The organism is Verrucosispora sp. ts21 (assembly GCF_002879555.1).
In the GTDB taxonomy this organism is placed as follows: Bacteria; Actinomycetota; Actinomycetes; order Mycobacteriales; family Micromonosporaceae; genus Micromonospora; species Micromonospora gifhornensis.
This window is the reverse complement of the sequence record NZ_PNOZ01000031.1, coordinates 1-14,055: the sequence shown is the minus strand read 5'-3', so window position 1 is coordinate 14,055 and position 14,055 is coordinate 1. Positions and strand designations below refer to the sequence as shown.

The following is a 14,055-nucleotide window of genomic DNA, read 5'->3' as shown; positions in this document are numbered from 1 at the left end:
CGAACAGGAAACCCGAATCGTGCCCCGGTCCGTCATCAGCGCGTAACGTCCGGCCCTGTCGGGCGGGTACCCGATTACCGTAGGGTTCCCGAGTGCCGCTGCTCCTGCTGGATCTGGACAACACCCTGCTCGATCGGGCCGGGCCGTTCCGCACCTGGGCAGAGCGTTTCCTCGACGGCATCGGCGCACCCCCGGCCGACGTCGACTGGCTGCTGTCCATCGACGCCGACGGGCTCACCGACCGTTGGGACGTCGCGGACGCCATCCGGGACCGTTACCGGCTGCGTATCCCCTCCATCGACCTGGTCGAGGAGCTGCACGACGGGGTCGTCGAGTTCACCCGACTCGATCCGTTGGTCGCCTGCGCGTTGCGGATCGCCGACGGCGCGGGCTGGATGCCTGTGGTGGTGAGCAACGGGGCGGTACGCCAGCAGGACACCAAGATCAGGCGTACCGGCCTGGACCGGTACGTGGCGGACTGGGTGATCTCGGAGGAGGCCGGGGTCAGCAAGCCCAACCCGCGGATCTTCGCCCTGGCCGCCCAGCGGGTGCGGATGCCGCTGCGTGGTGCCTGGGTGATCGGGGACGGTCCCGAGGCGGACATCGGTGGCGCGACCGCCGTCGGCCTGCCCAGCGTCTGGCTGCACCGGGGGCGGCGCTGGACGGACGCCCGCTTCGCGCCGACCGTCACCGTCGACACGGTGATCGCCGCGGTCGCCGCCGTCATGGACGCGTGAGGCCAGGCGGCGGCCGGTCCGGGAAAAGCGATTGACGCTGCCCCAGGGGCGCAGCGAGCATGGTCCGCGCATCGTGCACCCGGGCGCTCGCCCGGTCGAGGAGAGGGGGTCGGTCATGGCCGTCTTCGCAGGTCACTTCCTGCCTCCAGTCACCTCGACCAAGGGATACCAGCATCGTGCGCGATCACGAGTTCTCGGCGCGGGAGCGCCACACCCGCGGCAGACGCCGCTTCGATGACGACGAACCACAGTTCCTGAAGCGCGGGCGGGCGCGCGGGCCGGTACCGGCCGACCCCTCCGACGAACCCGACCCGGACACCGGTGCCGTCTGGTCCTCCTGGGACGACGCCCTACACGGTCCGCAGCCCCATCCGGCCTGGCTGGTCACCGACCTGGCCGCGAAGGACACCGAGCTGGGGGTGCTCAAGACCGGCAAGGAGGCGGACGTCCACCTGGTCCGCCGGGCCGTCCCCGACAGCGACAGTTCCTGCCTGCTGGCGGCCAAGCGCTACCGCGATCCCCGGCACCGCCTCTTCCACCGCGACGCCGGATACCTGGAGGGACGCCGGGTCCGCCGGTCCCGGGAGATGCGCGCGATGACCGGTCGGACGGCCTTCGGCCGCCAGATGATCGCCGGGCAGTGGGCGGCGGCCGAGTTCGCCGCGTTGGCCCGGCTCTGGGAGATCGGCGAACGGTACGGGACGGTGGCGGTGCCGTATCCGGTGCAGTTGCGGGGCACCGAACTGATGCTTGAGTTCCTCGGTGACCCGGACACCGGCCAGGCCGCCCCTCGGCTGGCCGAACTGCGGCCGGCCGGAGCCGAGCTACGCGGGCTGTGGGAGCAACTGGTCGAGGCGCTGATGGTCCTGGCCCGGGCCGGGTACGCGCACGGCGACCTGTCGCCGTACAACCTGCTGGTGCACGCCGGGCGGCTGGTGCTGATCGATCTGCCGCAGGTGGTGGATGTGGTGGCGAACCCGCAGGGGCGCGACTTCCTGGCCCGTGACGTCCGGGTGGTCAGCACCTGGTTCGCGGCCCGTGGCCTGCCGGCGAACCTCACCGAGCCGACCGCGCTCACCGGACGGCTGGCCCGGGAGGCGGGCCTGCGTTGACGGCCGGCTCCGGGTGGCGGGATCGACAGCCACCCGGAGCCGGTCCATCGCTACTGGAGGTACCGCTCGACCTCCGACACCGGTCGGGCGCCCTGCGCCTCCGGGTCGCCGTGTGCCTGCCGCGCCGCACGGCGGCGGCGGAGCAGGTCCCAGCACTGGTCGAGGGACTCCTCCAGCGCACGGAGCCGGGTGCGTGCCTCGTCGTCGGTGCCTGCCTCGGTGGCCTGCGCGTCGGCGCGCAACCGGTGCTCCTCGTCGACCAGTTCGGAGATCCGGCTCAGGATGGTCTTGTCGTCCATCTCCTGAGCGTGGCACAGCGAGACCGGCCACGCCTGGATTCTCCGGCGGTCAGCCGTGGCGCGGCGGGCCGGCCGGTGCCGATGACTTACATGCCGGACATGAAATAGATCACCCGGTCCAGCGGGAACCCCCACGCATCGGTGGGCGCCCCGGCGGTGCTGACTGCGCCACGACCACCCTGCTGAGCTGGGCGGACGCGGGCCGGGTCGATCGCCGGGGCGACCGGCGGCACCAGATCGGACCGGCCGGTGCCCGCCGTGCGAGGTCGAATCGGTTGTGGACAGCGGGAATGTCGACCATGAAGATTTCTCGGCACGCGACTAGTGACGGATGCCATATCGATGTCATGCTCATCGCAACCGTGGCATTTCAGAGAGTAACCCACACCCCGGGGGTCTGTGCGAGTGGGAACACACCACGTGACGACTGTCCAAACCCGACGCGCCGGATCCGTGCCGCTGCGGCACGTGTTGCCAGGCCTGCTGCGTGACCCGGCCCGCGCCCTGGTGGAGTGTGGTGAGCGGTCCGGCGGCGACGTCGTGAAGCTCAACCTCGGCTCCTTCCGGCCCTTCCTCATCACCCACCCCGAACACCTCCAGCGCGTGCTGCGGGAAAAGGCCGAGAACTACGTCCGAGCCGGTGACGGGCTCCAGTGGCGGCCGCTCAAGCGGCTGTTCGGCGACGGCATCCTCAGCGACGGTGAACACTGGACGAACAGTCGACAGATCCTCCAGCCGTTGTTCACCGCCCGGCGCATCGACGGGCTGGTCGACCGCCTCGCCGTGGCGATCGAGGAGTCGATCGACGAGCTGGCCGAACCGGCGCGATCCGGCCAGCCGGTGGACATGGGCAAGGTGCAGGCCCAGGTGGTCTGCTCGGCGATCATGCGGGTCTTCTTCGCGGACAAGATCTCGGTGCCGGACGCTATGCGGATCATGGAGGCGCAGGACGCCATCGCCTGGTCGGTGATGCCGCGGATCCTGGTGCCCTGGGCGCCGTTGGCCGCGCCGATGCCCGGTGACCGCACGTTCCGCCGCGCCGTGCAGCTCATCGACGACCTGCTGCTGCCGACCATCCGGGCCGCGCGGGACACCGCCGACGAGGGCAGCGACGACATCATCTCCACCCTGTGGCGGGGGCGTACCGAGGACGGCGGCCAGCTCGACGAGGGCCAAGTGCGCAACGACACCGTGGCGATGGTGGCCACCACCACCGAGACCACGATCAGCGTGCTCACCTGGCTCTGGCCGCACCTGGAGCAGAACCCGAACATCGCGACCCGGCTCTACGAGGAACTCGACCGGGTCGTCGGCGACCAGCCGGTACGCGGGCAACACCTGCGCGAGCTGCGCTACACCCGGCAGGTGCTCGACGAACTGCTGCGGCTCTATCCGATCGGCTGGCTCTTCCCCCGGCTGGCGGTGCAGGAGGACGTCATCGGCGGAGTCCGGATCCCGGCCGGCTCCACCCTGGTGGTCAGTCCGCTGATCACCCACCGGATGACGCAGTTCTGGGACCGACCCGAGGTCTTCGACCCGGACCGGTTCCGGCCGGAGCTGGTACGTGGTCGTCCCAGGTACGCCCACTTCCCGTTCGGCGGCGGCCCACACCAGTGCATCGGGATGCACCTGTTCTACCTGGAGGCGACCCTGATCGTCGCCACCCTGCTCAGCCGGTACCGGTTGCGGCTGAGCCGCCCGACCGTACCCGGGATCAAGGTGGCCGCCGCGCTGCGTCCCAGGGACCGGGTCGAGGTCACCCTGCGGCCCGTGGCGGGTGTCGCGGCGTGACCCCGTTGACCGAGACGCCGCCGAGCACCGGCGGCGACCAGATGAGTGTGGCCGCCGAACAGGGACGCATCTGCGCCCTGGCCGCTAAGGGCCAGCGGGACCTGGCGAAGGTCGCTGCCGCCTACCCGGAGCTGTTTCCCGCGAAGCCGTTCGACGCGACCCTGTTCGGCAACGTGGCCATGGCCATCGCCTTCGGCGCACCCTGGTGCGACGTGGCCCAGCTGCGGCTGACCAACCGGGCGGTGCTGTGGGGGTTCGCCGTCGACTGGCTGGTGGACCACGAGGCCCGCTCGCGCGACGAGATCGAGCGGCTGACCGCCCGCTGCCTCGCGGTGGCCGACGGCGCGACGCCGGAGCCCGGGGACGCCCTCGGCGGCTTCCTCGCCGAGCTGCGCGACGAACTGGCCACCGTGCCGGCCTTCGCCGAGCATCGGGAGCGCTGGCGGGAGGAGACCCGCAAGGTGCTCGCCGCCATGGCGCGGGAGTGGGACTGGAAGCAGGTCCCCGACCAGCTGCCCAGCTTCGAGGAATACCTCGACAACGCCGACAATTTGGCCTGCACGGTGGTCAACGTCGTGCACTGGATCCACACGGCCGATCCGGCGACCCTCACGCATCTGGACGCGATGCTCACGGCGAGCGACCGCGTGCAGCGGATCCTGCGGCTCGTCAACGACCTCGGCACGTACGAGCGCGACCTGCGCTGGGGAGACCTGAACGCCCTGATGCTCGTGCCGCGTACCGAGGTCGAGCAGCGCATCGCCGAGCTGGTGGCGCAGGCCCGCCAGTTGCTGGACGGGCTGCGCGAGACCTGTCCGGTGCAAGCGGACTACCTGGCCCGGCAGATCGGCTTCAGCAGCGGTTTCTACCGCTCCACCGACTTCTGGGGGGTGCCGTGACGGCACCGACGCTCATCCTGGGCGCGGTCGCGGCGCCCGGGCTGACCGATGCGGTCGGTGACCTGCTGGCACAGCTGGAACAGCAGCCGTACGGGCAGGTCAGCACCTCGGTGTACGAGACGGGTCGGCTGGTCGCCGACGCGCCGTGGGTCGACGGACACGCGCGGCGGCTGGCGTACCTGCTCGCCGAACAGGGCGCCGACGGCAGTTGGGGCCCCGCCGGCGGGTACGCCCTGGTCCCGACGGCGAGTGCGGTGCAGGCGCTGCTCGCCAGCCTCGTCCGGGCTGATCCGCCCGATCCGGCCGGGCCGGATCGGATCGAGGTCGTCGCTGCGGCCATCCGAGGGCTGGCGGCACTGGCCCGGTGCCTCGGAGACGACGCGGCCATGCCGGACACTCCGGCCGCCGATCTGATCGTCCCGACCCTGGTGGCGCGCGTCGACGCACACCTGGCCGAGTTGGCCGGCGCGCCGACGCTGGCTGGCGCACCCGGTGTGCTGCCCCGGGTCGACCGGCGTCGGGTGGACGCGGTGAACGCGTTGCTGACCAGCGGGCAGCCGGTACCCAGCAAGCTCTGGCACGCCTACGAGGTGCTCGGCCCGGCCGCCGCCACCCGCGACGACGTCGCCCCGGTCGACGGCGCGGTGGGTGCCTCGCCCGCGGCGACCGCCGTGTGGCTGGGCCATCGGCGCACCGACGACCCGGCGGCCCGCACGTACCTCGACGCCGTGGTGACCCGACAGGGTGGTCCGGTGCCGTGCTGCACACCGATCACGGTCTTCGAACGGTCCTGGACGCTCGCCACGCTGGCCCGGGTGGGTCTGCCGGTCGACCCGGGGGCGCGACTGCTGGCCGAGCTGGCCGCCGCGCTCGGGCCGGACGGGGCGGCCACCGGGCCGGGCCTGCCTGCCGACGCCGACACCACCTCGACCGTCCTGTACGCCCTCGCCCGGCTGGGCCGCCCGGTGGACCCGGCCAGCCTGCTCCACTACGACCTGGGCAGTCACTTCTGTACCTGGCGCGGCGAGGACGGGCAGTCGGTCACCACTAACGCACACGTGCTGGAGGCGCTGGGCTGGCACTCCCGACACGGCGCCGACCGGTACACCGCCCGGGTGGCGTCGTTGGCCGGCTGGCTGCGGGACGTGCAGGGACCGGACGGACTGTGGACGGACCGCTGGCACGCCTCGCCCTACTACGCCACCTGCTGTGCGGTGGCGGCGCTGGCCGGTTACGCACCACCGGCGGTGGCCGACGCGGCGATCGACCGTGCGGTGGAGCGGATCCTGGCCGACCAACGCGACGACGGTGGCTGGGGGCGATGGTCCAGCACGGCGGAGGAGACCGCGTACGCGGTGCAGATTCTGCTGGGCAGCGGCCGGCCGATCCGGCCGGCCGTGACCGCGGCGGTGTCCCGGGCAGTCGAGCACCTGCGCGCCGATCGATCCGACTACCCTCCTCTGTGGCACGACAAGGATCTGTACGCGCCTATTCTCATTGTCCGGGCAGCGGTCATCGCGGCGCGAAAACTGGTCCTTGCCGTGGCACCGACGATTAACCAGGCTTTGTCGACGACGACACCTGAAGCCGCGCGGAGCAGGGCATGATCACCAGCGCTTGAGTTGGCGCGGTGACGCTGTTAGCGTGCGCCGGGGTCGATGTGCGTGACGCGCTGCTGACCGACCGATCAATTAGCTCAGGGCCAGGGACGGTGTAATGGGTTCCCGCAGTTCGAATCTGCGTACCAAGGTCGTGGCCCTATTGGCCTCGCTGGTGGCACTCTGGGGCTTCACCGCCTGGGTCACCGTCCGAGAGGGAGTCAACCTCGTCGGTGTGCAGGCACTCGACGTACGGGTGTTCGACCCCACCGAGCCGCTGTTGCTCCAACTGCAGCTGGAACGGCGTACCTCGGTGGTCTACCTGGGGCGACCGGAGGAGTCACAACGCGCAGATCTGCAAGAACTGCGGCAGCGAACTGACGATTTGGCCGCCAGCTTCGCCGAGTCCACGGACCACTGGCAGGTGAGCCTGCTCGGCAGCAAAGATCTGCACGAGCGAATCGACGCGTTGAACCGGGGACTGTCCGTGCTCTCGGAAACCCGTACCGCCGTCGATCAGCGAAATATCAGCCGGAGCGAGGCCATGACGGCCTTCACCGAGCTGATCGAAGCGATCTTCGAGGTCTACGACGAACTCGGCAATCTCGATGACGACGAGGTAGCCGAGAACACCGCTCAGCTGATCCGGCTCAACCGCGCCCGGGAACTGGTGTCCCAGGAGGACGCCATGCTCGCCGGAATCCTGGCCGCCGGTCGGATCACCCAGACCGAGCGGGCGGAGTTCACCCGCGTGGTGGGTGCCCGACAGTTCCTCGCGGAGCAGGCGGTCGTCCGGCTGCCGGAAACCGATCAGCGCCGTTACGAGCAGATGATCGCAGGCGTGAATTTCACCCGGCTGGCCAACTTGGAAAACCAGGTCATGCTCGCCACCGGCACCTCACGCCTGCCGTTCGACAGCCAGAAGTGGAACGAGACCTCCGCTGCCGCACTCGTCGAGATCGGCGACGTCGTGCTCGCCGGCGGTGACGAGATCGTCAAGCGGGCCACTCCGGTGGCGATCGGCGTCGTCGTCCGACTGGTCCTCGCCGCCGGCCTCGGCCTGCTCGCCGTCATCGCCTCGGTGGTCGTCTCGATCACCACCGCGCGGGCCCTGGTGCAACAGCTGCAACGGCTGCGTGACGCGGCGTTCCAACTCGCCGACAAGCGCCTGCCGAGCGTGGTCGAACGACTCGGTCGCGGTGAGCAGGTGGACGTGGCCAAGGAAGCGCCGCCGCTGCGGTTCGGTGACGACGAGATCGGCCAGGTGGGTAAGGCCTTCAACGTCGTGCAGGAGACCGCCATCCGTACGGCGGTGGAACAGGCCGAGCTTCGCCGGGCGGTGCGCGAGGTGTTCCTCAGCCTGGCCCGGCGTACCCAGGCCCTGGTGCACCGCCAGCTCACCCTGCTGGACGCGATGGAGCGGCGGGAGCACGACGCGGAGGAACTGGAGGACCTGTTCCGCGTCGACCACCTCGCCACCCGGATGCGGCGTAACGCCGAGAACCTGATCGTGCTCTCCGGCTCGACGCCGGGTCGCGCCTGGCGACGCAGCGTGCCGATGGTCGACGTGATCCGTGGCGCGGTCGGTGAGGTCGAGGACTACACCCGGGTCACCGTGCTGCCCATCGGCGGGGTGTCGCTCGCCGGCCGGGCGGTCGGTGACGTCATCCACCTGCTGGCCGAGCTGATCGAGAACGGGTTGTCCTTCTCCCCGCCGCACACCAGCGTCGAGGTACGCGGGCAGTTGGTCGCCAACGGTTTCGCCATCGAGATCGAGGACCGCGGTCTGGGCATGACCGAGGAGGACCTCGCCGCCGCCAACCACCGGATCGTGGACCAGTCCGAACTGAACCTCGCCGACGCCTCCCGACTGGGCCTCTACGTGGTGAGCCGGTTGACCGACAGGCACGGCGTACGCGTCCGGCTCAAGGAGTCCGCGTACGGCGGCACGACCGCCGTGGTGCTGATCCCGAGCAACCTGATCATCGTTGACGGCAGCGAGCCGGAGGCCTTGGACGGACCGGACGCCGACACGTCGACCCGGTCCGCCGAGCCGATGCCGGGGACCGCCGTGCAGCGGTCGGCCGCGCCAGTGGCGTTGGCCGCCCCGGCACAGCCGCCCGCGCCCCGCCCCGACCACGACGCCGACAGTGAGCACCGGGGCGCGGACCGACGTGCTGCCGACGGCCCGGCGGAGGTCCACTTCAGCGCGACCGACACCAGCGAAGGTGGGCTGCCGACCAGGTCCCGGCGTCGACCCGGACACTCCGCACTGGACGGGCCGACCATTCCGATCAGCCTGCCGGTCGCCGGGCCACCCGGGTCCGGGCTGCCGCAGCGTCCACTCGACACCCGTGACGACCAGCCGGCCGAGCCGCCGGCCCCGGCGGGCGGTGCGTCGGCGGCGACCGAGCCCGGCGAGGCCGGCCCGGTCGAGTCGGTTCGTACCGAGTCCGGTCTGCCGGTCCGCATCCGGCAGGCCAGCATCACGCCGGCCCTGCGGGCCGAGCCTGAGGCCGCGGAGGAGGACGAAGACGTGATCCGCGAACCCGAACAGGTTCGACGAATAATGAGTTCTTACCAGACGGGCACCCGGCGTGGCCGCACCGACGCGGCCCGGCTGCTCGGTGGTGGCGGTCGGCCCGGCGACGCGGACGAGTCTGACGGCGCCGACCAACAGGAGTCCTGAACGGGGCGCAGGTCGTGCGGCGATCCGCCCGACCCGCGGTCAGGACCAGATGAGCACGGCGATGAGCCGGGGGAGAAGAGGACGACGAAGTGGCGCAGAAGACGGCTTCGAGTGCTGACCTGACGTGGTTGCTGGACGATCTGGTCGGCCGGGTCAAGCAGGCCGAGCACGCGGTCGCACTGTCCGCCGACGGTCTGCTGATGGCCTCGTCGCAAGGGCTCAGCCGCGACGACGGCGAGCACCTGGCGGCGATGGCGGCCGGCATCCAGAGCCTGGCCCGAGGCGCGGGAAAGCGGTTCGGCGGCGGGCAGGTGCAGCAGACGATCATCGAGATGCAGTCCTCGTTCCTGTTCGTCACAGCCGCCGGTCGCAACGCCTGTCTCGCGGTCCTGGCCAGCGAGGACGCGGATGTCGGACTGATCGCGTACGAGATGGCCATGCTGGTCACCCGGGTCGGCAAGTTCGTCGCGTCGCCGACACGATCAGCTGAGCAGACCAACGGGGAGAAGTAACCCAGATGACGGTGCAGGGAGAGCCCGCCGACCACCAGTGGGTGGATGACCATGCCGGTCCGGTGGTCCGCCCGTACGCGGTCACCGGCGGCCGGGCTCGCCCGGTGACCGGCACGTTCGACCTGATCTCGCTGGTGAAGGCGACCCGGACGGACGTCTCGCCGGAGATCGGGTTGGGCCCGGAGCACCTGGCGATCGTCGGTCTGTGCCAGCGGATGCAGTCCGTCGCCGAGATCGCGGCCCACCTCGACCTGCCGGTCGGCACCGTGCGGGTGCTGCTCGGCGACCTGGTGGCGCGCAGCTTGGTTCAGATCCGGGAGCCGCACGGCACCGTCGGCGTTCCCGACAACAGCATCTTCGAGGCGGTTATCAATGGACTACGGGCACTCTGAGCGGCCGTCGGGCGCGGTCGCGTTGCCCACGGCGATCAAGATTCTGGTCGCGGGTGGATTCGGGGTGGGTAAGACCACGCTTGTCGGCGCGGTCAGCGAGACGCGTCCGCTGCGGACCGAGGAGGTGCTGACCGAATCGGGGGTGGGCATCGACGACCTGTCCGGCGTCGAGGCCAAGCGCACGACGACCGTGGCGATGGACTTCGGTCGCATCACCATCAGCGAGGACCTGGTGCTGTACCTGTTCGGCACCCCCGGGCAGGACCGGTTCTGGTTCGTCTGGGACGAGTTGGCGCTGGGCGCGATCGGCGCGGTCGTACTGGCCGACACCCGCCGGCTCGCCGACTGCTTTCCCTCCATCGACTACTTCGAGGGGCGTGGCACGCCGTTCCTGGTGGCGGTGAACTGCTTCGAGGGGGCGCGGCACTACCGGCTCGACGAGGTGCAGGCCGCGTTGAACCTCGATCCCGAGGTCCCGGTGCTGCTCTGCGACGCCCGGCAGCGTGAGTCGGCCAAGGAGGTGCTCATCACGCTTGTGGAGCACGCGATGAAGCTGCGCGAGGCGCGTCGCAGCGCCGACTGAGCGGTGTCGACCTGCACCTGAACGACCGAAGGGGCTCCTTCCCGCCTGCGTGGGAGGGAGCCCCTTCGGACTATCGGACGTCAGCTGGCGATCATCCGCCGCAGCACGTACTGCAGGATGCCGCCGTGGCGGTAGTAGTCCGCCTCACCGGGGGTGTCGATCCGCACCACCGCGTCGAACTCCACGCCGGTGTCGGTGGTGACCTTCACCGTACGGGGGGTCGAGCCGTCGTTGAGCGCGGTCACCCCGGTGACGGTGAACGTCTCGGTGCCGGTCAGCCCGAGCGAGTCGGCGTTCTCGCCGGCCGGGAACTGCAACGGCAGCACGCCCATGCCGATGAGGTTGGAGCGGTGGATCCGCTCATACGACTCGGCGATGACCGCCTTCACGCCGAGCAGCATGGTGCCCTTGGCCGCCCAGTCCCGCGAGGAGCCGGAGCCGTACTCCTTGCCGGCCAGGATGACCAGCGGCACGTCGGCGGCCTGGTAGGCCATCGAAGCGTCGTAGATGGAGGTCTGCTCGCCGGTCAGGTGGTTGACGGTGTAGCCGCCCTCGACCCCGGGCACCAGCTGGTTGCGCAGCCGGATGTTGGCGAAGGTGCCCCGGATCATCACCTCGTGGTTGCCCCGACGCGAGCCGTACGAGTTGAACTCGTGCCGCGGCACGCCGTGCGCGGCGAGGTACTCACCGGCCGGGGAGTCGGCCTTGATGGAGCCGGCCGGGGAGATGTGGTCGGTGGTCACCGAGTCGCCCAGCTTGGCCAGCACCCGGGCGCCGGCGATGTCGGTCACCGCCGCCGGCTGCTGCGCCATGCCCTCGAAGTACGGGGGCTTGCGCACGTAGGTGGAGTCACCGTCCCAGGCGAAGGTGTCGCCGGTCGGGGTGGGCAGCGACTGCCAGCGCTCGTCACCGGCGAAGACGTCGGCGTACGCGGCGCTGAACCCGGTGGCGCCGATCGCCGAGGCGATGACGTCCTGGATCTCGGCGGTGCTCGGCCAGATGTCGCGCAGGAAGACCGGGTTGCCCTCGCTGTCCTCGCCGATCGGCTCGTTGGCCAGGTCGATGTCCATCGTGCCGGCCAGCGCGTACGCCACCACCAGCGGCGGGGACGCCAGGTAGTTCATCTTGACGTCCGGGTTGATCCGGCCCTCGAAGTTCCGGTTGCCGGAGAGCACCGAGACGACCGCCAGGTCGGCCTCGTTCACCGCGGCGGAGATCTCCTCCGGCAGCGGGCCGGAGTTGCCGATGCAGGTGGTGCAGCCGTAGCCGACCAGGTGGAAGCCGAGCTTCTCCAGGTACGGGGTGAGGCCTGCCCGCTCGTAGTAGTCCATGACCACCTTGGAGCCCGGCGCCAGGGTGGTCTTCACCCACGGCTTGCGGTTGAGGCCCTTGTCCACCGCGTTGCGGGCCAGCAGCGCCGCGCCGATCATGACCTGCGGGTTCGAGGTGTTGGTGCAGGAGGTGATGGCGGCGATCACCACCGCGCCGTGGTCCAGCTCGTAGGTGTTGCCGTCCTCACCGGTGACCCGGATCGGGTTGCTGGCCCGCCCGCCCGCGCCGACCGCGGCGGTCACCAGGTCACGCGGGGCGTCGGCCGGGTCGTTGACGCCGTTGGCGGGGGAGTCGCTGGCCGGGAAGGACTCGGCGCTGGCCTCGTCGGCCGGGCCGGCGGTGCCGAACGGCTTCTCCTGCTGCGGCACACCGGGTTCGCGGCCCGGGTCCCCACCGGTCTCGTCGGCGGCCACGTAGTCGGTCAGCGCGGCGCGGAACAGCGTCTTGGCGCTGCCCAGCGGCACCCGGTCCTGCGGGCGCTTCGGGCCGGCGAGGGAGGGCTCGATGGTGCTCAGGTCGAGCTCCAGGCGCTCGGAGTACTCCGGCTCGGCCGCCGGGTCGTGCCAGAGACCCTGCTCCTTGGCGTACGCCTCGACCAGCGCGACCTGCTGCGGGTCGCGGCCGGTCAGCTCCAGATAGCGGACGGTCTCGGCGTCGATCGGGAAGATCGCCACGGTGGAGCCGTACTCCGGGGACATGTTGCCGATGGTGGCCCGGTTGGCCAGCGGCACCGCGCTCACGCCCGGCCCGTAGAACTCGACGAACTTGCCGACCACCCCGTGCTTGCGCAGCATCTCGGTGATGGTGAGCACCAGGTCGGTGGCGGTGGTGCCGGCCGGCATCTCACCGGAGAGCTTGAAGCCCACCACCCGGGGGATCAGCATGCTGACCGGCTGGCCCAGCATCGCGGCCTCGGCCTCGATGCCGCCGACGCCCCAGCCCAGTACGCCCAGACCGTTGACCATCGTGGTGTGCGAGTCGGTGCCGACCACGGTGTCCGGGTACGCCTGACCGTTGCGCTCCATGATCGTACGCGCCAGGTATTCGATGTTGACCTGGTGCACGATGCCGGTGCCGGGCGGGACCACCTTGAACTCGTTGAACGCGGTCTGGCCCCAGCGCAGGAACTGGTAGCGCTCCTTGTTGCGGGCGTACTCCAGCTCGACGTTGCGCTCGAAGGCGTCCTCGCGGCCGAAAAGGTCGGCGATGACCGAGTGGTCGATGACCAGCTCGGCGGGAGCGAGGGGGTTCACCTTGGTGGGGTCGCCGCCGAGGTCGCGAACGGCCTCACGCATGGTGGCGAGGTCGACCACGCACGGTACGCCGGTGAAGTCCTGCATCAGCACCCGCGCCGGGGTGAACTGGATCTCGACGTTCGGGTCGGCGTTCGGGTCCCACGCGCCCAGCTGGCGGATGTGCTCGGCGGTGATGTTCGCGCCGTCCTCGGTCCGCAGCAGGTTTTCCAGCAGGATCTTCAGGCTGTAGGGGAGCCGTTCCTGGCCCTCCACCTGGCTGATCTTGAAAATCTCGTAGCTCGCGTCTCCGACGCGTAGCTGGGTCTTCGCACCGAAGGTGTCGAGGCTCGCCACGTCGTACTCCTTCACACCAGCGACCGTGAGTAGTCCTGAGCAGTCTGTCGCACCGGCCGGGGCGCCGCCGTGGTTAGGGGACACTTACCGCCGATTCTCCCTGTCAACAAAACCGTACGTCCGTCTTGCTATGAGCGCAACCCGGTGTCATCGTGTGGACGGGAGGTGCTCATCATGATCCATCACGTCCAGCTCGCCTGCCCTCGCGGCTCCGAGGACCGGTCCCGGGCCTTCTACGTCGACCTGCTCGGCCTGACCGAACTGACCAAACCACCGGCCCTCGCCGCTCGCGGTGGTTGCTGGTTCAGCGGGTACGGCGCCGAACTGCACCTCGGCGTCGAGGACGACTTCCGCCCCGCCCGCAAAGCCCACCCCGCCCTGCTCCGAAGTGACCTGGACGCCCTCGCCGCCCGCCTCGCCACCGCCGGCCACCCCGTTACCTGGAGCGACGACCTTCCCGGCCTACGCCGCTTCCACACCACCGACCCCCACGGCAACCGCCTCGAATTCCTCACCCCCACC

The 14,055-nt window shown here is 70.4% G+C and carries 12 protein-coding genes; 10 read left to right on the top strand and 2 right to left on the bottom strand.

Annotated features, from left to right (window positions below):
* The first annotated feature begins 92 nt into the window (after positions 1–92).
* Positions 93–737 (top strand): HAD family hydrolase, encoded by a 645-nt coding sequence (locus C1A38_RS15325; protein WP_102658498.1) that lies wholly within the window; start codon positions 93–95, stop codon positions 735–737.
* A 176-nt stretch (positions 738–913) separates the two neighbouring features.
* Positions 914–1,849 carry an RIO1 family regulatory kinase/ATPase domain-containing protein gene (locus C1A38_RS15320; protein WP_102658497.1) on the top strand — a complete coding sequence of 312 codons (936 nt, stop codon included), beginning with the start codon at positions 914–916 and terminating at the stop codon, positions 1,847–1,849.
* Between the two features lie 50 nt (positions 1,850–1,899).
* Here the strand turns inward: C1A38_RS15320 and C1A38_RS15315 are convergent, their stop codons facing one another.
* On the bottom strand, positions 1,900–2,148 hold the full coding sequence (locus C1A38_RS15315) for a DUF2630 family protein (RefSeq protein WP_102658496.1): 249 nt from the start codon (positions 2,146–2,148) through the stop codon (positions 1,900–1,902).
* A gap of 453 nt (positions 2,149–2,601) precedes the next feature.
* Here C1A38_RS15315 and C1A38_RS15310 point away from each other — a divergent pair, with 453 nt between their 5' ends.
* From C1A38_RS15310 to C1A38_RS15285, 7 genes are all read left to right on the top strand, one after another.
* Positions 2,602–3,939 (top strand): cytochrome P450, encoded by a 1,338-nt coding sequence (locus tag C1A38_RS15310; protein WP_199180213.1) that lies wholly within the window; start codon positions 2,602–2,604, stop codon positions 3,937–3,939.
* Positions 3,940–3,944: 5 nt separating this feature from the next.
* The gene (locus C1A38_RS30865; protein ID WP_377680344.1) at positions 3,945–4,838 is read left to right on the top strand and encodes a terpene synthase family protein; all 894 of its coding nucleotides are present in this window, start codon (positions 3,945–3,947) and stop codon (positions 4,836–4,838) included.
* Entirely contained in the window at positions 4,835–6,445 is a 1,611-nt protein-coding gene (locus C1A38_RS15305; protein ID WP_233196842.1) for a prenyltransferase/squalene oxidase repeat-containing protein, read from the top strand. The genes C1A38_RS30865 and C1A38_RS15305 overlap by 4 nt, the downstream gene beginning before the upstream one ends.
* A gap of 109 nt (positions 6,446–6,554) precedes the next feature.
* A complete protein-coding gene (locus C1A38_RS15300; protein WP_102658494.1) occupies positions 6,555–9,125 on the top strand; it encodes a sensor histidine kinase in 2,571 nt (856 codons plus the stop codon).
* 89 nt (positions 9,126–9,214) lie between these two features.
* The gene (locus C1A38_RS15295; RefSeq protein ID WP_013734909.1) at positions 9,215–9,637 is read left to right on the top strand and encodes a roadblock/LC7 domain-containing protein; all 423 of its coding nucleotides are present in this window, start codon (positions 9,215–9,217) and stop codon (positions 9,635–9,637) included.
* Between the two features lie 5 nt (positions 9,638–9,642).
* Positions 9,643–10,029, top strand: a complete 387-nt coding sequence (locus C1A38_RS15290; RefSeq protein ID WP_102658493.1) for a DUF742 domain-containing protein — start codon at positions 9,643–9,645, stop codon at positions 10,027–10,029.
* Positions 10,010–10,612 carry a GTP-binding protein gene (locus tag C1A38_RS15285; protein ID WP_102658492.1) on the top strand — a complete coding sequence of 201 codons (603 nt, stop codon included), beginning with the start codon at positions 10,010–10,012 and terminating at the stop codon, positions 10,610–10,612. The genes C1A38_RS15290 and C1A38_RS15285 overlap by 20 nt, the downstream gene beginning before the upstream one ends.
* Positions 10,613–10,692: 80 nt before the next feature.
* Here the strand turns inward: C1A38_RS15285 and C1A38_RS15280 are convergent, their stop codons facing one another.
* Positions 10,693–13,548 carry an aconitate hydratase gene (locus C1A38_RS15280; protein ID WP_102658491.1) on the bottom strand — a complete coding sequence of 952 codons (2,856 nt, stop codon included), beginning with the start codon at positions 13,546–13,548 and terminating at the stop codon, positions 10,693–10,695.
* 159 nt (positions 13,549–13,707) lie between these two features.
* On the opposite strand from C1A38_RS15280, the gene C1A38_RS15275 reads away from it, so the two are divergent.
* On the top strand, positions 13,708–14,055 hold a 348-nt coding region (locus C1A38_RS15275; protein WP_102658538.1), incomplete at its 3' end, for a VOC family protein.